The sequence below is a fragment of the Oryzophilus luti genome (assembly GCF_059726245.1).
Genome location: NZ_AP040874.1, coordinates 578,228 through 601,424, shown reverse-complemented (window position 1 = coordinate 601,424; position 23,197 = coordinate 578,228). Strand labels below are relative to the sequence as shown.

At 61.2% G+C, this 23,197-nt stretch carries 19 protein-coding genes; 9 read left to right on the top strand and 10 right to left on the bottom strand.

What is annotated here, in order from left to right; translation table 11 throughout:
• Nucleotides 1-8 precede the first annotated feature (8 nt).
• The 4 genes from AC6IZO_RS02610 to AC6IZO_RS02595 all read right to left on the bottom strand — a co-directional run bounded on the left by AC6IZO_RS02610 (nt 9) and on the right by AC6IZO_RS02595 (nt 5,134).
• Complete coding sequence (locus AC6IZO_RS02610) at nt 9-620, bottom strand: hypothetical protein (RefSeq protein ID WP_497807716.1); 612 nt, start codon at nt 618-620, stop codon at nt 9-11.
• Nucleotides 621-622: 2 nt separating this feature from the next.
• Nucleotides 623-1,249: a prepilin-type N-terminal cleavage/methylation domain-containing protein gene (locus tag AC6IZO_RS02605; RefSeq protein ID WP_497807714.1), complete on the bottom strand. Its 627-nt coding sequence runs from the start codon at nt 1,247-1,249 to the stop codon at nt 623-625.
• Nucleotides 1,250-1,316: 67 nt separating this feature from the next.
• Complete coding sequence (locus AC6IZO_RS02600) at nt 1,317-2,480, bottom strand: hypothetical protein (protein ID WP_497807712.1); 1,164 nt, start codon at nt 2,478-2,480, stop codon at nt 1,317-1,319.
• A gap of 179 nt (nt 2,481-2,659) precedes the next feature.
• Complete coding sequence (locus AC6IZO_RS02595) at nt 2,660-5,134, bottom strand: ATP-binding protein (protein ID WP_497807710.1); 2,475 nt, start codon at nt 5,132-5,134, stop codon at nt 2,660-2,662.
• 297 nt (nt 5,135-5,431) lie between these two features.
• Here AC6IZO_RS02595 and AC6IZO_RS02590 point away from each other — a divergent pair, with 297 nt between their 5' ends.
• The 4 genes from AC6IZO_RS02590 to AC6IZO_RS02575 all read left to right on the top strand — a co-directional run bounded on the left by AC6IZO_RS02590 (nt 5,432) and on the right by AC6IZO_RS02575 (nt 9,617).
• On the top strand, nt 5,432-5,728 hold the full coding sequence (locus AC6IZO_RS02590) for a DUF3467 domain-containing protein (RefSeq protein ID WP_497807708.1): 297 nt from the start codon (nt 5,432-5,434) through the stop codon (nt 5,726-5,728).
• A gap of 6 nt (nt 5,729-5,734) precedes the next feature.
• Nucleotides 5,735-7,402 (top strand): ArnT family glycosyltransferase, encoded by a 1,668-nt coding sequence (locus AC6IZO_RS02585; protein WP_497807706.1) that lies wholly within the window; start codon nt 5,735-5,737, stop codon nt 7,400-7,402.
• A 136-nt stretch (nt 7,403-7,538) separates the two neighbouring features.
• Entirely contained in the window at nt 7,539-8,753 is a 1,215-nt protein-coding gene (locus tag AC6IZO_RS02580; protein WP_497807704.1) for a glycoside hydrolase family 2 TIM barrel-domain containing protein, read from the top strand.
• 183 nt (nt 8,754-8,936) lie between these two features.
• Entirely contained in the window at nt 8,937-9,617 is a 681-nt protein-coding gene (locus AC6IZO_RS02575; protein WP_497807702.1) for a hypothetical protein, read from the top strand.
• A gap of 33 nt (nt 9,618-9,650) precedes the next feature.
• Here the strand turns inward: AC6IZO_RS02575 and AC6IZO_RS02570 are convergent, their stop codons facing one another.
• The 6 genes from AC6IZO_RS02570 to AC6IZO_RS02545 form a co-directional block, all read right to left on the bottom strand.
• Entirely contained in the window at nt 9,651-10,361 is a 711-nt protein-coding gene (locus tag AC6IZO_RS02570; protein WP_497807700.1) for a uracil-DNA glycosylase, read from the bottom strand.
• A gap of 928 nt (nt 10,362-11,289) precedes the next feature.
• Complete coding sequence (locus AC6IZO_RS02565; RefSeq protein ID WP_497807698.1) at nt 11,290-11,643, bottom strand: hypothetical protein; 354 nt, start codon at nt 11,641-11,643, stop codon at nt 11,290-11,292.
• A gap of 442 nt (nt 11,644-12,085) precedes the next feature.
• Nucleotides 12,086-12,718, bottom strand: a complete 633-nt coding sequence (locus AC6IZO_RS02560; protein WP_497807696.1) for a hypothetical protein — start codon at nt 12,716-12,718, stop codon at nt 12,086-12,088.
• A gap of 349 nt (nt 12,719-13,067) precedes the next feature.
• Nucleotides 13,068-13,853: a carbon-nitrogen hydrolase family protein gene (locus AC6IZO_RS02555; RefSeq protein WP_497807694.1), complete on the bottom strand. Its 786-nt coding sequence runs from the start codon at nt 13,851-13,853 to the stop codon at nt 13,068-13,070.
• A gap of 88 nt (nt 13,854-13,941) precedes the next feature.
• Complete coding sequence (locus AC6IZO_RS02550) at nt 13,942-14,217, bottom strand: hypothetical protein (protein WP_497807692.1); 276 nt, start codon at nt 14,215-14,217, stop codon at nt 13,942-13,944.
• 42 nt (nt 14,218-14,259) lie between these two features.
• Nucleotides 14,260-14,559 (bottom strand): antibiotic biosynthesis monooxygenase family protein, encoded by a 300-nt coding sequence (locus AC6IZO_RS02545; protein WP_497807690.1) that lies wholly within the window; start codon nt 14,557-14,559, stop codon nt 14,260-14,262.
• Between the two features lie 372 nt (nt 14,560-14,931).
• Between AC6IZO_RS02545 and ahcY the strand changes: the two genes are divergently transcribed.
• The 5 genes from ahcY to lon all read left to right on the top strand — a co-directional run bounded on the left by ahcY (nt 14,932) and on the right by lon (nt 23,108).
• Nucleotides 14,932-16,350, top strand: a complete 1,419-nt coding sequence (ahcY, locus tag AC6IZO_RS02540) for an adenosylhomocysteinase (RefSeq protein ID WP_497807688.1) — start codon at nt 14,932-14,934, stop codon at nt 16,348-16,350.
• Nucleotides 16,351-16,692: 342 nt separating this feature from the next.
• A complete protein-coding gene (gene tig, locus AC6IZO_RS02535; RefSeq protein WP_497807686.1) occupies nt 16,693-17,982 on the top strand; it encodes a trigger factor in 1,290 nt (429 codons plus the stop codon).
• A 136-nt stretch (nt 17,983-18,118) separates the two neighbouring features.
• On the top strand, nt 18,119-18,703 hold the full coding sequence (gene clpP / locus AC6IZO_RS02530; protein WP_497807684.1) for an ATP-dependent Clp endopeptidase proteolytic subunit ClpP: 585 nt from the start codon (nt 18,119-18,121) through the stop codon (nt 18,701-18,703).
• Between the two features lie 299 nt (nt 18,704-19,002).
• A complete protein-coding gene (gene clpX, locus AC6IZO_RS02525; RefSeq protein WP_497807682.1) occupies nt 19,003-20,271 on the top strand; it encodes an ATP-dependent Clp protease ATP-binding subunit ClpX in 1,269 nt (422 codons plus the stop codon).
• A 431-nt stretch (nt 20,272-20,702) separates the two neighbouring features.
• On the top strand, nt 20,703-23,108 hold the full coding sequence (lon, locus tag AC6IZO_RS02520) for an endopeptidase La (RefSeq protein WP_497807680.1): 2,406 nt from the start codon (nt 20,703-20,705) through the stop codon (nt 23,106-23,108).
• The last annotated feature ends 89 nt before the right edge of the window (nt 23,109-23,197 follow it).

The window sequence follows — 23,197 nt, the reverse complement described above, 5'->3', positions numbered from 1 at the left end:
TCTCATCGTCAGAAGCTCGTGCGCAGGCACACCAAGGTTGTCTTGGGGGCCAGCGCATTGACCGCAGCATTTGAGGCCGTTGCATGATCGGCGGTACTCAGTGCCTGCACCGACACCGTGATGACCTTGGTCTCGAAATCCGTCACACCCGCCGTGGTCGGGTTATCAATGCGCCAGACGCGCATATAAATGGAATTGTTCTGTCTACTGGTGGTAATGGAATTACCGCTGCCTGTTCCTTCCGAAATGTAGTCAAAGTACTGCTGCGTGCCGCTCTTGACCTCGGTCATGGACAACCCCTTGCCGGTGCTGTCCAGCGCGGGGCCGCCCTGGGTCAGACCAGCGCCGACTCCGCTGGCGTTGGTCAGGTCGGTTGGAACCTGCGTGGTATCGGCCGTATTGTCGTTAAATGCCAGCGCCATCAACTGTTCCATCTTGTCCTGCGCATACTCGGTGGCGCGGGTTGCCTGCGTGCCCTGGCTCTGGTTCTTCATCGCTGCCACGGTGAACAGCGACATGATTCCAGCGATACCCACCAGCATGATGGCCGCGGCGATCACGGTCTCCAGCAGAGTTAGGCCGCTTTCCGGCCGGGTGCGAGTTGTCCTTCGCAGCTTCATCGCTAATCCTTGATCTCCCAATAGCTGCTTCCCCCAAGGCTGTAGACATGGGAACGCCCGCTGGCGTCCACGCCGACAGCCAGGCTGTAAATGCCTGGACTGTCCTGCAGGTAGAGGGCATAGCTGGTCACTACGTTGCTGCCCGTACAATCCACAGGCCAGCCACGGGAGTTGAAGTAGATGATGTAGGGTGTCGCGGTATTGCCCGTATACCCCTGGGTGGGAGTAGTGCCGCCCTGCCCAGGTACCCCGACGGCGGCCGAGGACGGGATAGAAAACCTTACTCCCGAGGAAAGTGCATAGCTCTGCGGCTCCTGCGTCCAGCCGGAATAGGCGAACGCCGTCGCTGCGGAGGTGCCACACATTTGCGTGGTGGTCAGGCTGGGGGCATATTTCAGGGAATAGACCTTGCAAACGGCGGGCACCTTGCTGGGATCGCAGGAAACGGCCAGCCGCGAGAAATTGGCCCCAGCACGCATACGCGCCACCGAAAGCAGTCCAGCAATGCTGTTGGCGTCATTACGGATCTTGTAATTCCGCATGTAACTGACGTAGGACGGAATGGACATGGCCGCGATGATCGCAAGGATGGCGATCACGAACAACAATTCCAACAGGGTGAAGCCCACGGCTCCCGCTGTCCGCCTCGACCTAAGTTGTGTGCCACGCCGCATCATTCTGCTCCCTCGCAGGGTCCTAAAAGTTGCGGTAGTCCGATGGTTGATAAACCCGGGCCGACGCGCCGTCCCAAACAATCAGCCGTGCGGATCCGATATCGGCACGGTTGCCAACCACCAGGAACCCTTCCCGGTCCTTTGGGATATTGGGCCTGTCACCCTGCCAGCGAATCTGATCCAGATCCTGGGTGGGAACCTTCAACACGAAGGCAATCCGAGGCATCTCGAACGCCAGTTGGTTCTGCCCATGGACGTGAATCACCACCTGGTAGGACGAGGTGTCATCATTGACCAGCAGATCCATCTGGCCGCTGGCAGGATTCTTGCCGTCCAGGTTCGCCAGCAACACGTTTCCAAATTCCTGCTTGTGGCTTGTCATCCAGGCCACCGATTCAGAATCCGTGTCGCTCAACTGCATGCGGCGCCAGCCTTGCTGTGCCACCGAAATGGCATCCGCCGTATCGGCTCCCGGCCGCATCGACTGACTGTGCTTCCAGGCAAACAACACGCCCGCCGCCGCCAGAACGATTACCACTACGGCCGCCGGCAGGATGGCGTACTTGATCCGCTCCTGGTGGTCCCGCGACGCGGTGGAACGCTCGCCGGAAGCTCGCACCAGCGCCACGCAAACCGCCCGCAGATGCGCCAGGCGCTCCAGCACGGCGTTCTCATTCTGCGTACGGAGCAGGCCATGCAGTTCCACGGCACCGCGCCCGGCCTCCACCGTGAAGGTCTCCCACACACAGAGCTTGACCAGAGCATCGGCGACGCTGCGCTCGGCCAGAACGCTCTCTGCAAACGGGCCGCCGTCCGACCATACTGCCACATTCTTCAGGCGCAGGTCAGAGCACTTCAGCTTTCTTAACCCCTCGGGCTTGGGCTCCTTGGCGGCTTGCACGCGGAATTGGAATCCGACAGGGGCCTCGATGCGCATGCTGAGACGCATCGCATCGTCTTCGGCGCCGGTCAGCACAACCTCTACAGGAAGACCGCTGTAGACGCCGGTAATCTTTAACAGTTCGTCGTTGCCGACAATGCGCGCGCCAAGCGCGGAGACAAGATTCTTCAGGGCAGGCGAGAGTTCGTCAGGCTGCGGAACACGCAGCCGCTGCAATACCGCCAGCGCAGGCAGCCCTGCGCCCAGCAGTGCAGACATCGACACGGCATGGGCCAATCCCAGCATGAACTCTCTCATCTTGCGGTTGCCGTGCTTGGAGGTGGAAGATCAACGACCGGGCTTCCCCGGCACCTGAAACCGATTCCCCAAACCGGCTACCGGCTGTTTACCAGCCTCTATCGTCTTGCGGTTCGGTCAAGGCTGTAAAGTTACCAAGGTATCGAAAATGCTGATTACGGTACAAGTTACGGTCGGGTGTCGAGTGTGGTTCGCGTCGAATCGTCGGCCTGCGGAGCACCCTCCAGATCCAGCACCTCACGGACCTTCCGGAGCAGAGTTTCCGGGTTGAAGGGCTTGGGAAGGAAGTGCGCGCCTTCCGGAAGCATTCCACGGGAAAGCAGATCATTGGCGTAGCCGGACATGAACAACACGCGCAACTGCGGCCAGCGTTGCTTCAGCTTATGTGCCACTTCCACGCCGTTGGTGCGTGGCATCACAATGTCGGTCAGCAGCAGGTCGACCGAGCCGCCGTCCACCTGCTCCAGCGCCTGTTCCACCTGCCCGGCATGCGCCGCCACCAGAACTCGGTATCCCTGCAGGCTGAGAACGGCGCGCGTTACTTCGCGCAGGCTGTCGTCATCCTCCACCACCAGAAGGGTTTCCCGCCCGCGCAGAGCGCTCGGTTTGGCCTTGGACGGCAGCGGTTTGTTCTGCGACGCCGCCACCACCGGAAAGAGCAGACGGAAGGTGGTTCCCTTGTGCGGCACGCTATCCACCAGAACCTGCCCACCGCTCTGCCGCACAATGCCGTAGACGGTTGACAGCCCTAGCCCGGTTCCCTTGCCCACCTCCTTGGTGGTAAAGAAAGGCTCAAAAATCTGCGCCACCACGTTGCTGTCCATGCCGACACCGGTATCGGTGACGGTTAGCTCCACGTATTCACCCGGCTCGATGTCACCGATCTCGCGCGCCAGTTGCTCGTCGAGATGAACATTGGCTGTACGCAACGTCAACGTTCCGCCTTGCGGCATGGCGTCGCGCGCATTCACTACAAGGTTGAGCACCACCTGCTCCATCTGGGCCACGTCCAACTTGACCAGCCCGACGGCCGGAGCCAGCAGAATCTGTATATTCACGTCCTCGCCAATGAGGCGCCGCAGCATCTTCTCCAAGTTGCCTACCACCTTGCTCAGGCTCACGGTCTGCGGCTGCATCACCTGCTGGCGGCTGAAGGCCAGCAATTGCCGCGTGAGCTGGGCGGCGCGCTTGGCCGCCTCATACACCTGCTCGGCGTGGTCATGCATGTCCGTGCCCGGCTGCGTCTGATCCATCTGCATCTGGCTGTAGCCGGAGATCACGGTGAGCAGGTTGTTGAAGTCATGCGCGATGCCGCCGGCCAGCCGGCCGATGGCTTCCATCTTCTGCGCCTGCCGCAGTTGCATTTCGAGAGCCCGCCGTTCGGTGTTGTCGATGATGGTGCCTTCCAGCACATGCTGGCCGAGCGTCTCGTCGAAAACCAGATTGATGTTCTGCAGCGTCCAGGCAGTGCTTCCATCCTTGCGGCGGTAGCGCACCTCGACGTTCTTGCTGTGCTTGGTCCCGCTCAGAATGCCCTCGCGCAGGCGGGCCGCACGCTCTTCCGCTGTGCCGTCGTAAAGAACGTCGCAGGAAACCTGCTTGAGTTCCTCGCGCGTGTAGCCAAGCATGTCGGCCGCAGCCTGGTTGCAGTCGATCACGTGCCCATCGAGCGTGGACCGGTAGACACCCGCCAGGTTCCGCTCGAACAGCGAGCGATAGCGGTCCTCCGAACGCCTCAATTCCTCGGTTACCTTCTCCTGCTGACGGTAGAGCATCGCCACGCGCACGCCAAATAGCACCACCGAAACAAAGACCGTCAACATGCCGACCAGAATCTGCTGCCAGGCAATATCCTCATGCATGGAGAGCAGCAACAACGGCAGGCAAGCCGACGGCACATAGAGCCAGAGCATGCGCGAGGGCGACGGATGGCTGCCGCGCGCAGCCAGCAGGGGCTCCGCCTTCCAGAATCCCGCCCAGATGGCGACAATCGCCAGCGGAACCGTCCAGATCAGGATGTAGGCGTCCTTGGCGAGGAAGTACGGCAACATCTCAATGCGCTGGCTCTGATAGGTGAGCACCGTGTACAGCAGCACGGCCACCACGCCCGACCCAAGGTTTTTCCAGGTTGCGCTCTGCCGGTCTGCCACCAGACGAGCGGCGAAGGCCGCCAGCAACGCCAGGTTGCGCAGCGTAAACGCCGTCACCCAGTATTGTGCCGCGCGCTTCTCACCGACGATCATCGTCGGCGTCACCACCAGGATGAGAAAGACGGCCAGCAGCACCAGCATCAATTGCAGAAAGTCAGCGAGGCTGCCCCAGCGGAAGTCCTGCTTGCTTGGCGAGAGCAGACCGAGCACGGCGGCGAAGATTGGCGTCAGGCTGAAAAAGAAGAGCGATTGCGCCAGCAGAACTCCGGCGTGGTCGTGGGGAAGCAGCCAGGCGTGCAGCAGCTGAATGATGCCCGCACAGGCCCACAGTGCGAAGGAGATTCCAACTGCCTGCCAGGAGGAGCGGACGGAATTGCTGGCACGGCTCGCCGCACTCAGGCAGGCGGCGCAAGCCACCAGCGCGATGGCAAAGATCGAAGCGGCCCCGAAGTACGACAGGATATGATTCGCAGGCGCGAGAATGAGCCCCACCTGCCCTATCAGGAGCAATGTCGCCAGCCACACGACAACGGGGACGTTCCGCCGCAAATTGGGACCTCATTCTTACTAACGATCAGCCCAATCTTATGCGAGAAAACTGCGAAATCATCAGGAACTTACGACTTTTCGCTGTGTTCCGAGTACTTTTGTTACAGACAGAGTGTTACCACACAATCGTGCAGAGCTGCGAAATCTGGAGTGCGTCCGGCTTTGGTTTGACCCTGCCCCCCTGCTTCCGGTAGCGTGCACACTGTCGACATTTATCAAGGAAAGAATTGAGGACCCGGCATGGAAACCTTTCCGCAACAGCCTGAGCTGGTCATCACAGAGACGGACGACTATCGCGACAACTACTCCAACAGCGTGCAGGTGCGCATGAGCGTGTGGGACTTCTTCCTCGCCTTCGGCACCCTGCAGCCGACCGAGAACGCCAAGATCAACGTGCGCAATTTCCAGGGAATCTACCTGAGCCCGCAGCAGGCCAAAGCGCTGGCCATCATGCTGCAGCAGAATGTGGCCAACTACGAGCAGGCCTTCGGAGAAGTCAAGCTCGACCCGCAATTCGGCGGCGGTCCGGTTCACTAATCGTCTGTGACCACGCGCAAGCCAGCTTCGAGACCAGTCGCCCACGACACCCGCGAGGCCTTCGCCGTCTTTGCGGCCATTTACGCCGCGTTGGTGGCCGCCCACGGCGCGTTGCTGCGGCTGCCTTACTTCTGGGACGAGGCCGGCTATTTCATTCCGGCGGCGCGCGACCTGCTGCTCACCGGCGACCCGATCGCCCGCACCACGCTCACCAACGCGCATCCGCCGCTGGTGATGGCGTGGCTGGCTCTGTGGTGGAAGCTCGCGGGATACAGCCCGCTGGTGACACGACTGGCTGCACTGGCTCTGGCTTCCGCCGGACTGACCGCCCTCTACAAGCTGGCGCGCCGTGTGGCCAACGAGAAAGTGGCGACCGCCGCCGTGGTGCTGGCCGCGCTGCATCCCGTGGTCTTTGCGCAAAGCTCGCTGGCGCAGCTTGATGTGGGCACGCTCTGCCTGACCTTGTGGGCCGTCTACTTCCACGTGACGGACCACCGCGCCGCCAGCATTGCCTGCTTGGCACTGGCGTGCGTGGCGAAAGAGACCGCCATCGTGGTGCCGCTGGCGCTGTTCGCCTTTGAAGCCGCCTCCAAGCTCTACGCCCGCTGGCAGCCGGAGCTGGCCGAACGCTGGTGCCTGCATCTGCACAAAAGCTGGCGCGCAACGTTTGCGGAGTTGCTGGCGCTGCTGCCGCTCGTCGGCTGGTATGCCTACCACTTCCATCGCACGGGACACGTCTTCGGCAACCCGGAGTACCTGCGCTACAACCTATCCGCCACGGTGACGCCGCTGCGCATTGCCACCGCATTCTTCATGCGCGCGTGGCACACGGTCGGCTACATGAACCTGTTTGTGCTGACCGGCGCGGCTCTGCTGGCGCTGCGGCTGGCTCCGCGCGAGGATGCGGGCAAGGCACGCGTCGGCATCGACCGCCGCGTGCAACTGGTGCTGGCGCTCATCATTGCCGCGCACGCCGTGGAGTTCAGCGTGCTGGGCGGCGCGCTGCTGGCCCGCTATATGACGCCGATGTATCCGCTGGTGGTACTGCTGGCGGTGGCACCGATCTGGCAGCGCGTGAAAGGTTGGTTGTGGTGGTGCGCGGCCTGTGCCGCCATGTTCCTGCTGGCGCTGGTGACCACGCCGCCGTGGGGCATCGCGCCGGAAGACAACCTTTGCTACCGCGATTTCGTCGTGCTCCACCAGAAGGCGGCGCAGCAGATTGAGCAGCACTACAAGAGCACAACGGTGCTGACGGCCTGGCCTGCGTCCGACGAATTGAACCGCCCGTTCCTCGGCTATGTCTCGCGGCCCATCACCGTGGTGCACGTGGAGAACTTCACGCCCGAGCAGATGCTGGCGGCACGCTCGCAGGCCGAGACCTTTGATCTTGTGCTCGCCTTCTCGTCCAAGTACGAGCCTCCAAGCACCATCGCGGGCGAGGCGCTCTCGCGGGCCTTCCCTGGCTGGCGACGCCTGCAGGAGCGCTACTTCGACTACCACCAGGACATGAAGCCCGCCTCGATTGCCGCCATGCTGGGCGGCACCGTGACCTGGCAGCAGACGATGGGCGTGGAGTGGGCTGCCATCATCGAGATGCCGCGAATCCGCAACGCAAAGTTGATGACCGCGCCGGAATGTGAGCTGACGCCGAGAGTGTTGGCGTCCCGGCGATAAGATCTGGCGGCGCTGCCGCCTGCATGGTTCTTGAACGCAAAATCGCAGTGAGGTGCCTTTGATGAAGTCTGTCTTCTGCATGCTCGTGATGCTAGCGCTCGCTCTTCCCTTACCGGCCTCGTCCGCAAAAGGCCCTGTGAAAGTCGAACTCAAGAAGCTGCCCAACGGCTGGCAACTGCTGCGCGGAGGCCAGCCTTACTATGTGCAGGGCGCCGGTGGCGGAGGTCCGCTGCAACTGCTGCATGACGTGGGCGGCAACTCCATGCGCACCTGGGGGCCGGAACCGCCGATGATGCAGCGCCTGCTGCCTGAGGCCGGGCGGCTTGGCATGACTGTCACCGTCGGACTGGTGCTGGAACACGAGCGCCACGGCTTCAGCTATGACGATGCCAAAGCCGTGAAGGCGCAATTCGACCGCGCCATCGCCGCCGTGGAGAAGTACAAGAACGAACCGACGGTGCTGGCCTGGGGCATTGGCAATGAGATGGAGGCCGAGGGCACGAACCCAAAGATATGGCAGGCGATCAACGACATTGCCCGCGAAATCCACCGCCGCGACCCGAACCATCCGACCATGACCGTCATCGCCGGGCCGGGCAAAGATGGCAGCAAGCTCCGGCAGATTATGCGCTACTGCCCCGAGGTGGACATCGTCGGCATCAACTCCTATGGCAGCATGATGCACCTGCTTGAGGATGTGAAGAGTGTTCAGCTCGACCGGCCGTACATCGTCACCGAGTTTGGCCCGGTGGGATGGTGGGAGAGCCCCAAGACCGAATGGGGCGCGCCGCTGGAGCACACCAGCACGCAGAAGGCCGAGACGTATCGCAAGGCCTACGAGCACTCCATCAAGGGTGCTGGCAACCTCTGCCTGGGCAGCTACGCCTTTGTGTGGGGCGCCAAGCAGGAGCGCACGCAGACCTGGTTCGGGCTGCTGGTGCCGGACGCGAACCGCACATTTGAGAAGACCGACGCGGTGGACGCGCTGGCGCACGAATGGACGGGCCGGTGGCCTGCCAATCGCTCGCCGCAAATTGCGGCGCTGAAATCGGCAGCGGCGGAGAAAACGATCCCGGCAGGTGGAACATTCACCGCCACGGTTGAAGCCTCCGATCCGGAGAACGACACGCTCCGCTACTCCTGGGAGTTGCGCGAGGAGACGCACGATCCACGCGAGGGTGGCGATGCCGAAGCGATTCCCCCTGCGCACCCGGAACTGCTGGTGAAATCCGATGCAGCGCAGGCGGAGTTCCGCGCGCCAAAAACCCCCGGCGCCTATCGCATTTTTGTGGCCGTTCATGACGGCCACGGCGGCGTGGCGACAGCGAATTTTCCGTTCCAGGTTCGTTAGAATCCGTTAACTTTTGTGGCAACAATGCGATGAATCGAAACGCCCTGTCCGAATTGGACAGGGCATTCTTTTCTCAATGTCCATTCTGGAAACCCGAGGTCTGAATTTACGAGAAAGTAAACGCCATTCCAAAGCAACAGTGGCATGATGCGGCTGTGAGGCTACTCACGTGAGGAGGGCGCCATGGTCTATCAACCGCAGTCGTGGGAATCAGAAGTCCGCCGTAACGCGCTCGACTCCCATTCCTTCTACGTTCTGGACAAGAACTTTTGCGTACGCCATTGTGATGAGTCTGCCGAGCCGAACATTCTGACCGGCTCCACCGCACGCACGGGGCAGCAGATGCTGGGGCGGAACCTGCTGAATGACCTGCCTGCTCCGTTGCGGCCGTTTTACCGCGAGACCTTTGAACTCTGCCGTCGCGAGCGTCAGCCCGTCCACTTTGAGATCGAGTGCTCCACGCCGCAACTCTACCGCCTCTATCGCACCACGCTGCATCCGCTCGGGCAGGGCGACGGCATCGTGGTCACGCATTCTCTTATTCTGGAGTCGCCGCACCGCCGCAAGGTTTCCGCGCATCCGGTTTCCGAGTACACACGGAACGGCATGGCCAGCCTTTGCTGCCACTGCCGCAGGGCGTTCCACGCGGCGCACGGGCACTGGGACTGGGTGCCGCAGTTGCTCGCTTCCGGCGCGGCGCGCGCTGATGGCCTGTGCCCGGTCTGTGAAGCCTACTTCTACGGCTTTGGCGCAGCCCGCCATGTGGGGCAGGAAGAGCAGGCGGAAATCACGGGCATACCGCCGGGCACGCACGCGGCCACGCCACAGCACGCGCCCCACAGCGGCATACGTCTGCACCCATAAGTTGAGTTTCAAGCCGGTGGCTGTTGCGCGGAGTTATCCGCGCAGCAACGCCTTGGCGCGCTCAAAAACCGAGAAGAACATCTTCTCCGTCAGCTTGCCGGTGGCGGTGTTCTGGTTGCTGGGATGGTAGCTGGCCAGCAGCGTGACGCGGTTCGGCATGCGGTACTCCGCCAGATGCGCGAACTTGTAGTCGGCGCGGCGGAGCGTGTGACCGTTGCGCGCCAGGTGCGAGAGGTAGGCATCGAAGCCGACCTTGCCGAGCGCGACCATCACCTGCATCTCCTTCAGCGCGGCCAGTTCACGGTCGAGGAATGGCGCGCAGTTGGCCAGCTCGGCGGGCGTGGGCTTGTTGTCCGGCGGAGCGCAGCGCCCGGCGGCGGTGATCCAGCAGTCGATGAGCTGCATGCCGTCGTCACGGTCGAGCGCGTTTGGCTGCGAGGCCAGCCCGGCCCGGTGCAGCACGGGAAACATGAAGTTGCCGCTGGCGTCACCGGTGAACATGCGGCCGGTGCGGTTGCTGCCGTGCGCGCCGGGCGCAAGGCCCAGCAGCACAATGCGCGCGTGCGGGTCTCCAAAGCCGGGCACGGGACGCGCCCAGTAGTCGCAGTCGGCATAGGCGCGGCGCTTCTCGCGGCCCATGCGCTCGCGGTGCTCCACCAGCCGCGGACACCGCCGGCAGACGATGATCTCGCTCTCAAGCTCCTGCAGAATTTTCGGAAGACGAACAGGTGTGGGCTTCGCCATGCCAACTACGGTAGCAGAAACGCGGGGTGGCAGCTTTTGCAGAGTCGCCCCGCAGGTTCACTTCCCTGAGCATGCGCCCCCTCGACAAGCGGAGGAACAGCTCTGGAATACCCGGCGGGGGGCACCCAAATCATTCATTTCCGAAAGGCTGAGCCACCCGCCCCAGCCCTTCACTGCCCGAACAAGAATCCGCTTAGAGGACTGCCATTGCGGTCGCAGCTGAACGACGTTGTCGGCGTGTCCATCAATTGGTTCTGCCCGGGCCGGAATTGTGTGCGCAGTCTTCATTCTCTATTCATCAGACATTTGAACTGCCCCACCCTCTTGCTTCGCAAGAAGGGTAGGGCACCCCCCAAAAACTTCGCTTCTGAAAGGGTGTGCCACCCGCCTGCTTCTGAACTCGCTCCAGTTGTTGCTCGAAACTTCGACGAACGCTTGGTTCCACCAAGAACGGTTGACGCCGATAGCAACTGAACGTGACGAAGTGGAACTGTCTTGTTTGCTGGAATCGCTCCAGTGACCAAGGCACAAGAATCACCTGTCCATCGCGAAACCTGCATTACCCATGAAACTGCTAACTCCCCACCCTCTCATTCCGCGAGAAAGATTGGGCACCCAAATATTCATTTCCGAAAGGCTGCGCCACCCGCCCACCCGATCATCGACAACTCACGGTTACCTGTCCTCCCACAGTTGGAAATACGCCAACTGTGGGCCACCCGTCCCGGTTGCTCGATAGCAACCGGGTTCCTCTGCTTTCTTTTTAGCCGCTTGATTTTGCAGCGGTTCCTATATAGCAACCTGCGTCTGCTCTGCAGCGCCCATTCTGGGGTGGCGTGTCACCCCCAACACCCCATGCCGAAGGCATGGACGATTTTCTCCCCAGAAACAACTACGCCGCACCAGCAAAACCAGTGCGGCGCGCACTTTAGCTAGCATCCCCCGTGCGCCTCAAAGCGCACTTCAACAACTCATCAAGAGCGGATTCAAACGGAAAAATATAGCTGGCCTCACCTACTGTGACCTGATAGAAGCTCGCGCTCGTGTCTGCTACCCCCACTCCAAAACGAATACCTTCGTTATAGGAGTGCACGTCTTGGAAGTACAACTTGCCGTGATCCTCAGTATCCAAGTCCCTGCCGGTAAACACGAGAGTCTCCATTGTCGGTATCAGCATAGCTTCATCCAGATAGCTAACCGCGAAATAGACCTTCCCAACTTCCAATTCGCTGTCTATGACGGGCTCTGCATAGGGCTTTAACTGTCGCGCTGGAAACCTCATCTGATGATCCTCAAAAAAGTTGCGTTTTTGGCTACAACGGTGCGAACACCGGTTCGGGTCCAAATACCGGGCCCAACCCAGGGACAGGCAACCCCGGAATGTTCGGGTTGACAGGAAATGGCGGGTGGCCCACATTTGCGCGGTATTCGCAAATGTGGGGAAGCCATGCCCTACGCGCAACAGACTAATCGCCTCAGCGGGGCAACGCGAATGAACTGTGTTGCGATGCGCTCATTTCGTTTGTTCCAGCTTCTCACTCCCCCACCCTCCGCCAACCGAAGGCTGAAGAATGGGGCCCCCGAATCATTCATTTCCGAAAGGCTGCGCCCCCCGCCTGTGGCTTAACTTGTCTGTCTCAACGGCCCCACTTTCGCTGATGGGCAACAAGTACTGTTCGTAAAATGGAACCGGATCTCTGGACTATTCCAACAGGTCATTAACTTTATCCCTCGGTCAGTACCTTCTGTCGAGAGAATGCCGCAAAGCAAAACAACAGCAAAGCGGCTATGTTTCCCACTACAACGATGATCATTGCGACAATCCACCGCTCGGGCAGAAATTCAACGTACTTCGGGCGTCCGCGAACCTCCAGGACTGGATGCGCAATATCGTACTCTGGTACCCCTTTCTTAACTGTAAGGATTACTCGCTGTCTTGGGAGATGTTTTGAGGTGTAATATCCGAGCAAAATGTCGTAGCCGGAGATAGTAGTGTCGCTAAAATGACCATCCTTAATCACTTTGCCGCGATCATCCACGATTTTCCAATCCAGATCGAGCGTCTTCTCTGGTCCCTTACACTGATGCCACTCCATGTGTTCTGGGCATGGTCGAGAAAGTCCAACGTGCGTAAGCCCAACTTCCATCTCATCGTAATCAGTCGTGAAAAAATGAGAGCTATAACTCCCTTGACCAAGCGAGATTGGCATGGAAAGTGCGAACGCATTGTGACATTGTGTGAGCCACAGGAGATATACGGATGGAAGCACGCTCAGAACCATCAGCGTACATCCAACTGCGACCATACCCTTGCCGAGACATGACAGCTTTAGCATCTTCTTAACGAGTTGCCTCATTCGGTACAACCGTTCCCAGTTTCAAAATAACCCGGAATTATCATCAAGCACCAACCGGCTGCTTTCGGCGGAGCCGCGGGTGGCCCACATTTGCGCGGTGTTCGCAAATGTGAGAACCGCATACCCTTCGCGCACCAGACTAACCGCCGCGAACGATCAAAGCGAATGAATTGTGAGTGGGATGAGACCGAGGAGTGATCGGCTCTGCCGGACTCACACATGCCCACATCTGCCAACTACGGGCAGATGTGGGGCACGGACCATCGGCGAAGCCTATCTTCTGCAAAACGGAGAATCGCGAACGCGGGGCTTGGAGCCGGGAACTGGGAACGGAGAACCGGGAACCGGCTTACGACCGGCAGCGCGAGGCCAGCCAGCCGGTTGCCTGCGTCAGGTCGAGGTCGGCGACGAGCAGGCCCTCTTCCCCGTAAGGCTGCCAGGCCAGCACCGTGCCATCCGGACGCACGATGGCCGAGGTGGTCGGCGAGTTGGCGCTGGCGTAGTTCACCGAAGCGAAGTAGATGGTGTTCTCCGCCGCGCGGCACAGCATGGCCTTCTCGTGGAAGCTGTTGCGCGGGTCGGCAAAGCTGGTGGGCGCAAAGTCGCCCGGCTCGGCCTCATGCAGGTGCGGGTGGAAGACGACCTGCGCGCCGTGGCGGGCAGCCCAGCGCACGGTCTCTGGGTAGCGCCAGCCCTCGTGGCAGATGCTGATGCCGAACTTCATCTCGCCACACTGGAAGACGCTGCGCTCCTCGGCCGGGGTGAACAGCGCATCCTCGGAGGGATCGAGCTGCACCTTGTCCTGAAAGCCGGCGATAGTGCCGTACTGCGTCAGGACCAGCGAGGTGATGTAGAGGCGGCCTTCGCGGATGCGCTCGGTGCCGAGGATGACGGCGACCCGGGCGTCATGCGCGGCGTCGGCGGCACGCTGCCACGCGCGCTCAAGAAACGCCTCATCCGGCGGCGGAGGCATGTGTCCGCAGCCGCGATAGCCGGGCACGTAGGCCTCCGGGAAGCAGACAATCTCCGCGCCCAGGGCACCGGCGCGCGCAATCCACTGCTCGGCGCGGACGATGGAGTCCTCGGGCGACTCAGCGTAACGAATGTTGGCCAGCGCAATGCGTATGGTGGACATGAAGTTTCTCGATTCCCAGGTTAGCGCCGACCGAAGGCGCGAACCTGGGGCACCCGGCAAATATTTGGCGGCCAATCGTTCGCTAACATCAGTCCGTCTCGTTTCCGGCTTGCGGCGCGCGCAGGCGTATCCAGCAGAAGCGAACCCAGACCGCGATGCCGGCGGCAAGGCCGCCAATCAGGCCGAGCGCCGTACCGAACATGGCGGGGAAATCCCTGTGATCGTTCATCCCCGGCACAAGCCAGACGAATAAATAGATGGTTGCGAGGTTCAGCAGGACACCAAGCAAGAACACTCCGACAGCGGTGGCAAGCCCCAGCAGGAAACCGGAGATGACGACCCCAAGTTTTTCAAGCCAGCTCATCGGTTGAGTCTGCATCGAGAGCTCTCCTCGCCTGCCCGTGGCTTACTGCGCGTCGAAGATGCCGAGGAGCTTTTCGCTGCGAGTCAGTTCCTCGCACTCCTGGTCAAGCCGGTTGTATTCGTCGGCGAAGTCGCGCTTGAAGCGGTCAAAATCCTCGCGGCTCTCCCAGCGGTCGATGATGAGGTAGCGTGCCGGAAAGACGGAGTCGCACAAAAGGGTGGTATCCACGTAGGCCGAGGAACGGCGGAACAGCTCCGCCCAAGCGCCTTTGCTGGAATAGGTCTGCTCGAAGCGCGCGATCTTCTCGCGCTGCACCTGAAACTCCCAAACGATGGCGATCATGGCGGCATTATACGTTGGCTTTCTCCGGAAGAGGAATTGCCCGACGGGGAAACGCCCCGCCAACGCACAGGAACCCGCACCTTGGTACCAATCATCGAAGCCAGTGTTACGAGGTACGAGGCCCGGTTGCGGAACGAGCGAGCCGCTGCTTTCCGCAAGCGGCCAAACACGTGGAAACGGGCCGGAAGCATTTGACCGGCGCGTGTCCGCAACCATACACTTCCAATGATTGAACAGGATGGCCTGAGACTGCTGATCCGAGCATGCGGCCAAGACAGAGCCGCGCTGGTTGCGCCCAGTTTCTCCGAGATTTCCGCGTTACGGTTCACCGCATCTTTCGGCCCGATTCTCAAGCCACAAACGGAGCTTCCATTGAGCACTACAAAAGCTGTGACGAACGAGTACAAAGTTGCCGATCTTTCGCTGGCCGATTGGGGCCGCAAGGAGATTGACATTGCCGAGCACGAGATGCCCGGCCTGATGGCCATTCGTGAAAAGTACGCCCCGGCCAAGCCGCTGGCGGGCGTGCGCGTGACCGGCTCGCTGCACATGACAATCCAGACCGCCGTGCTGATTGAGACGCTGGCGGCGCTGGGCGCGAGCGTGCGCTGGGCCAGCTGCAACATCTTCTCCACGCAGGACCACGCCGCCGCAGCCATTGCCGCCGCGGGCGTTCCGGTCTTTGCCTGGAAGGGCGAGACGCTGGAAGACTACTGGTGGTGCACCTATCAGGCACTGACGCATCCGGAGGGCAAGGGCCCGCAACTCATCGTGGACGATGGCGGCGACGCCACCCTGCTCATCCACAAGGGCTATGAGCTGGAGAACGGCAGCGACTGGGTCAACACTCCGTCGGAATCGCACGAAGAGAGCGTCATCAAGGCGCTGCTGAAGAAGGTTTACGCCGAGGACAAGCAGCACTGGCACAACGTGGTCGCCGGCTGGGTCGGCGTCTCCGAGGAGACCACGACCGGCGTTCACCGCCTGTACCGCATGGCGCAGGAAGGCTCTCTGCTGATTCCGGCCATCAACGTCAATGACTCGGTGACCAAGTCGAAGTTCGACAACCTGTATGGCTGCCGCGAATCGCTGGCCGACGGCATCAAGCGCGCCACGGACGTGATGGTGGCGGGCAAGGTTGCGGTCATTTGCGGCTACGGCGATGTGGGCAAGGGCTCGGCGCAGTCTCTGCGCGGCATGGGCGCGCGCGTCATCGTCACCGAAATCGACCCGATCAACGCGCTGCAGGCGGCCATGGAAGGCTACCAGGTGGCGACGGTCGAGGACACGCTCGGCCTCGGCGACATCTACGTGACCTGCACCGGCAACGTGGACATCATCACGCTTGAGCACATGCAGCGCATGAAGGACCAGGCCATCGTCTGCAACATCGGTCACTTTGACAACGAAATCCAGGTTGACCGCCTGACGAAGGCCGCCACGCGCACCAACATCAAGCCGCAGGTGGACCGCTACACCTTCCCCGAAGGTCACAGCATCTTCCTGCTGGCCGAAGGCCGCCTGGTGAACCTGGGCTGCGCCACCGGTCACCCTAGCTTCGTGATGTCCAACAGCTTCTCCAACCAGACGCTGGCGCAGCTTGACCTGTGGAAGAACCGCGAGACCTACAAGCCGGGCGTTTACACGCTGCCCAAGAAGCTGGACGAGGAAGTGGCCCGCCTGCATCTGGAGAAGATCGGCGCCAAGCTGACCACGCTCTCGGAGAAGCAGGCCGACTACCTCGGCGTGCCGGTGGAAGGCCCGTTCAAGGCCGAGACCTACCGCTACTAGGAAGAAAAAGAGGTTGTGAAGCGAGGCGGCTGGCAAACCCGGCCGCCTCTTTCTTTTGCCCCCGCGCTCCGCACCGTTGCCCGCCGTCATTGCATCTAAGCCGTATCAGTCAGTTCACAATAGAGGCTCCGGCGGGCAGGGCGGCTGCAAATGCCCAAGGCGGAAGCAAGACCGTTTTGGAGAGCCAGTTTTTCCACCGCCTGCGGGCGTTTGACCGCCGCCTCGCAAGCTCATAGACTTAGAGGGTTACGGACACGGCAACGTGTCCGGCACGGGCAGCCCGGGGACGTCACGTGCAACGTCATCCGCGCGGCGCCAATTTTCTGACGCAAAGGCAATTTCTTGAACTCCGAGACCAATACCGAAGCAGTCGTCAATCCCTGTCAGCGCGAAATCAGCGTGGAAGTGCCGGTTGAAACCGTCACTGAGATCTGGCAGAACACCGTGAACCAGTTTACGAAGGTTGCCCGCCTTCCAGGCTTCCGCAAGGGCAAGGTCCCGGCCTCCATCGTGCGTCAGCGCTTTGCCAATGACATCAAGAGCGAAGTCGTCGAGCACCTGCTCCCGCGCTATCTGCGCGAGGAGACGGCCAAGCAGAAGCTGACGCCCATCAGCAATCCGCAGGTCACCGACCTGAGCCTCGAAGAAGGACAGCCGCTGCGCTTCAAGGCCACCTTCGAGGTGATGCCGGAGATCGACGTCAACGGCTACAAGGACGTGAAGGCCGAGAAGGAAGCCGTCGCCGTCACCGACGAGGACGTGCAGAAGGCGCTCGACGAACTGCGCGAGCAGAGCTCGACCTTTGAGCCGATTGAAGAAGCCGACCGCGCGCTGGCCGATGGCGACTTTGCGCAGATCAGCTTCAAGAGCACCAGCGGCGAAGAAGGCTCCGAGCCGGTCGAGATGAACGACGTGCTGGTGCATGTCGGCGACTCGAACACCGTCAAGGAATTCACCGAGAACCTGCGCGGAGCCAAGGTCAACGAGGACCGCAGCTTTGACGTGACCTACGGTGAAGACTTCCCTGAGAAGCGCCTGGCCGGCAAGACCCTGCGCTACGACGTGAAGGTGCTGGCCATCAAGAAGAAGGTGATGCCGGAGCTGGACGACGAGTTCGTCAAGCAGTTCGCGCAGAACGACGAGTTCAAGACCGTCGACGAACTGCGCGCCCGCATCAAGGAGAACATGACCAAGGAGCGCGAGCACGAGGCCGAGCACAAGTCCAAGGACAAGCTGGTGGACGCGCTGGCCGAGAAGTTCAGCTTCCCGGTTCCGCAGGTGCTCATCGAGCAGGCGATCGACACGCGCCTGGAGCGCGGCCTGCGCGCCCTTGCCGCCCAGGGCCTTCGCCCACAGGACATGAAGAACCTCGACCTGAGCCACCTGCGTGATGGTCAGCGCGACCAGGCCACCAAGGAAGTGAAGGCTTCCCTGGTGCTGGGCAAGATCGCCGAGGCCGAAAAGCTGGAGATCACCGACGAGGAGCTGGACAAGCAGATCCAGATGCTCGCCCTGCAGGCCCGGCAGGCGCCGGAAGCGGTGCGCGCGCAGTTGGAGAAGAACGGCGGAGTCGAGCGCATGCGCGACAGCCTGCTGCACGACAAGGCCCTCGACTTTCTCTATCAGCAGTAGTGTTGTGACGGGTCCGCCGGGAATGCCCCGGCGGGCCACCACACCGGGCCCTGTCCCGGCAAAAGGTTGTGAAGCACCCGGCAGTGACGCGGGCAAACGGCGGCAACTGGCCGCCTATGATCGAAGGAGCACAACGATGCTAGTGCCGATGGTGATTGAACAGACCAGCCGTGGGGAACGTTCCTACGACATCTACTCACGCCTGCTGCGGGACAACATCATCTTTCTGGGTACGCCAATCGACGACAACGTCGCCAACCTTGTCATTGCCCAATTGCTGTTCCTGGCCGCTGAGGACCCGGAAAAAGACATTTCGCTGTACATCAACTCGCCGGGCGGCTCCATCACGGCCGGCATGGCCATTTATGACACCATGCAGTTCATCAAGAACGACGTGTCGACCATCTGCATTGGCCAGGCGGCGAGCATGGCGGCCCTGCTGCTGACGGCGGGACATCCGGGCAAGCGTTATGCCCTGCCCACCTCGCGCATCCTCATCCATCAGCCGTTGATGAGCGGATTGAGTGGACAGGCCACCGATATCGACATTCATGCCCGCGAGATCCTGCGCATGCGCGAGATCACCAGCCAGTTGCTCTCCAAGCACAGCGGACAACTGCTGGAAAAGGTGGAGCGCGACGTGGAGCGCGATTTCATCATGAGCTCCCAGCAGGCCAAGGAATACGGCATCGTCGACGACATTATTTACAAGCACAAGTAAGACCTCACCTGCGCGCCGCATCTGTTTGGGTAATAAACAGATAGGTACACGGGAGGGGGTTACTGCAGATTGACGGGAGGCGAAAAATGCCTCCCGCTTCCCTTTACGCTGGATGGCGATTAAGGGGAAAATAGAAGCATCCCGGTTCCAGAGAAGGCAGTGCGGTTGGCGGTGAGAGAGGCCCCGGCGAGGCAGCGGATTTTTGAGCCGCTTTCCGCGCGAGGGTTCCGCCGGAAGGCATGCGGGAAGCGGGCACGAGTTACAAGCTGGCGCAGAGACCAGCCATACAGGAGTTAAGCGTGAGATCAAGGTCGGGAACCGAAGAAGTGTTGCGCTGTTCGTTCTGCCACAAGTCGCAGGATGCGGTCGCAAAGCTGATTTCTTCACCCAGCGATTACCCCCGCGCCTACATCTGCGATGAGTGCGTGGCCGTCTGCAACAGCATTTTGGAAGACGACCGCACCGAGACGCAGACTGCGGCCGGTCCCAACCACCTGCCCAAGCCTGCCGAGGTCAAGACGTTCCTCGACGAGTACGTCATCGGGCAGGAGCAGACAAAGAAGAAGCTGGCGGTGGCGGTCTACAACCACTACAAGCGCATTTACATGAACCGCCAGCGCAACAGCGAAGTGGAGCTGTCGAAGTCGAACATCCTGCTGATTGGCCCCACCGGCACGGGCAAGACCCTGCTGGCGCAGACGCTGGCCAAGATGCTCGACGTGCCGTTCGCCATTGTGGACGCCACCACGCTGACCGAAGCCGGCTACGTCGGCGAGGACGTGGAGAACATCATTCTGAAGCTGCTGCAGGCGGCCGACGGTGACGTGGCCCGCGCGCAGACCGGCATCATCTACATCGACGAGATCGACAAGATCGGCCGCAAGGACGAGAACCCGTCCATCACCCGCGACGTTTCGGGCGAGGGCGTGCAGCAGGCGCTGCTGAAGATTCTCGAAGGCACCGTGGCCAACGTTCCGCCGCAAGGCGGACGCAAGCACCCGCACCAGGAATTCACGCCGGTCGACACCACGAACATCCTGTTCATCTGTGGTGGCGCGTTCGTGGGCCTGGAGCGCGTGGTCGGGCGCCGCATCGGCAAGCGCGCCATCGGCTTCGGTTCGGCCGAAGAGAAGGAAGCGCTGACCAACAACAAGCGCGACAACGAGCTGCTGCAGGCCGCCGAGCCGCAGGACCTGATCAAGTTCGGGCTGATCCCGGAATTTGTCGGACGCCTGCCAGTCATCGGCATCCTGAATGACCTGGACGAAGCCGCGCTGGTCGAGATTCTGACCCGTCCGCGCAACGCCATCGTCAAGCAGTACCAGCGGCTGTTCGAGTTCGAGAACGTGAAACTGCAGTTCAACCAGGAGGCGCTGAGCGCCATCGCCCGCGAGGCCCTGCACCGCAAAGTCGGCGCGCGCGGCCTGCGCATGATCCTGGAAGAGCTGATGCTGGACCTGATGTATCACCTGCCGAGCCAGAAGAAATTGAAGGAGTTCGAGGTGACGCGCGAGATGGTGGAGAAGCGCGAAGTGGTTTCTCCGCTGATCGAGAAGCAGGCCAGCTAAACCCGGTTGGTATTCAGAACGCGCCCGGCTTCGGCCGGGCGCTTCATTTTGCCGCCTGATGCGTCTAATACGCAGGACTCTTTTAACAACCTGATAACAGTGCGGAACGTTTCCGCTTCCTCAGTGTTTCCTCACATCGCAGGCACCTTGCGTGCACTGTAAGGGAGGGCTGAGAGCGCGGATATCTCTGTGCTTCCCGAAGCGGAACGAGGAGATGGAGTTGCTGAGTAACGTGACGACTTTCCTCGAACGAAGCGGGCTTTCCGCTTAATATCAGCAGCATCGGAACCGTTCTTTGGGCAGGAGCCATCGAATCGCGTGCGCTGGTTGCTGGCCTTTGGGCGATGTAGTAGGCTTCAAAAACACAGTGGTAGGCCCGTCAATCCTTCATTGGGAATGATCTATTCAAAATGGGCCAAGGAGTTGGGTGAGTGAGCCTCGGTAAAGAAAAGTTCGAAACTCGGAAGCTGCCGATGATGCCGATTCGGGACGTCGTCATCTTCCCGTACATGATGACCCCGTTCGTGGTGGGCCGCGAATCGAGCGTGCGTGCGCTGGAAGAGGCACTGGCCACCGACAAGAAGATATTCCTCGCCACTCAGCATGATGCCAGTGTGGACGAGCCGAAGCCGGGCGACATCTACCAGGTCGGCACCATCGTCAACATTGTGCAGAACCTGAAGCTGCCCGACGGCAACATCAAGGTGCTGGTGGAGGGCTTGGAGCGCGGCAAGACCCTTCAGGTCGATGAGACCGACGGCTACTTTGAGGCCACGCTGCGCACCGTCAAGTACGCGCCGGAAGTGACGCCGCAGGTTGAGTCGGCGATGCAGCGCGTGGCGGCTCTGTTTGAGCAGTACGTGAAGCTGTGCCAGTCGCTGAATTACGAGACGATTGCCGCCACCGTGCGCACCGACGACGTGGGCCGGCTGAGCGACACCATCGCCAGCAACCTGCAGCTCTCCATTGAAGAGAAGCAGCAGTTGCTCGAAATCTTCGACCCCCTCGAGCGGCTGACGCGCGTTGCCGACGTCCTCGACATTGAGATTGAGAAGCTCAACATGGACCGCACCATCCAGGGCCGCGTGAAGCGGCAGATGGAGCGCGCCCAGAAGGAGTACTACCTCAACGAGAAGATCAAGGCCATCCAGAAGGAACTTGGCCGCGGCGAAAAGAGCGAGTGGGACGAGCTGAAGAAGAAGGTGGACGCCGCCGGCATGCCCGCCGACGTCTACGAGAAGGCCATACAGGAGTTGAAGAAGCTGGAGGCGATGCCGCCGATGTCTGCGGAGTCGACCGTCTCGCGCAACTACCTGGACTGGCTGCTTGCGGTGCCGTGGAAAAAGAAGTCGAAGGAAGTCCGCGACATTGAGTTCGCCGAGAAGACGCTGAACGAAGACCACTATGGGCTGGAGAAGATCAAGGAGCGCATTCTCGAGTTCCTGGCCGTGCGCCAACTGGTGAAGAACCCGAAAGGCTCGATCCTGTGCTTTGTGGGACCTCCGGGCGTAGGCAAGACCTCGCTCGGCATGAGCATTGCCAAAGCCACCGGGCGCAAGTTCGTGCGCATGTCGCTGGGCGGCGTGCGGGATGAGGCTGAAATTCGCGGGCACCGCCGCACCTACATCGGCGCCCTGCCCGGCCAGATCATCCAGATGATGAAGAAGGCTGGCACAAAGAACCCGGTCTTCATGCTCGATGAAGTCGACAAGATGGCCAGCGATTTCCGCGGCGACCCATCGTCGGCACTGCTCGAAGTGCTGGACCCGGAACAGAACTTCATGTTCGTCGATCACTACCTCGACGTGGAGTATGACCTGTCGCAGGTCTTCTTCATCGCCACGGCCAACGTGCTGCACACCATCCCCGGACCGCTGCAGGACCGCATGGAAGTGCTGCGGCTGCACGGCTACACGGAGTTGGAGAAGCTGGAGATCGCGCGCCAATATCTGGTGCGCAAGCAGCTTGAGCAGACCGGCCTGACGGCGGCGAATCTAACCTTCACCGACGAGGGTTTGAAGGCCATCATCCGCGGCTACACGCGCGAGGCCGGCGTCCGCAACCTGGAACGCGAGATCGGCAACGTCTGCCGCAAGGTGGCGCGCAAGGTAGTCAAGGAAGGCGAGAAGGTCTCGGTCAACGTTTCGGACGAGAACCTCAGCGACTACCTCGGCATCGTGCGCTTCCGCGACACCATGGCCAATGAGAAGAGCGAAATCGGCCTGGTGACGGGCCTGGCCTGGACCGAGGTCGGCGGCTCGATTCTCTCGACCGAAGTTGCGGTGATTGACGGCAAGGGCAAACTGACGCTCACCGGCAAGCTCGGTGACGTGATGCAGGAGTCGGCACAGGCAGCCATGAGCTACGTGCGCTCGCGCTGGCAGCGGCTCGGCATCGCGCGCGAGTTCTACCGCAACGTCGACATCCACATCCACGTTCCCGAGGGCGCAATTCCGAAGGACGGCCCGTCGGCTGGCATCACCATGGCGACGGCGCTGGCCAGCGCATTGAGCAAGATTCCCGTGCGGCGCGACATTGCCATGACTGGCGAAATCACGCTGCGCGGCAAGGTGCTGCCCATCGGCGGATTGAAGGAAAAACTGCTGGCCGCCATGCGAGCCGGTATCTTTGAGGCCATTCTGCCCAAGGAGAACGAGAAGGATGTGGCCGAGGTTCCGGAGAACCTGCGTGGCGAACTGAAGCTGCACTTTGTGGACAACATGGATGAGGTGCTGCAGATCGCGCTGGAGCGTCCGCTGCCGGAAGTGACCGAGCCTGCCCCGGCATTGCCACTGGCAGCGGAGCCACCGCAGGACACAGCCACCGCCCGGCAGTAACTCACTCACACAGAAACTGCAAAGCCCGCCACACGGCGGGCTTTTTCTTGCGCGGAAGCTGCGCGTGCCGCGCGGAACATGCGTGTTCG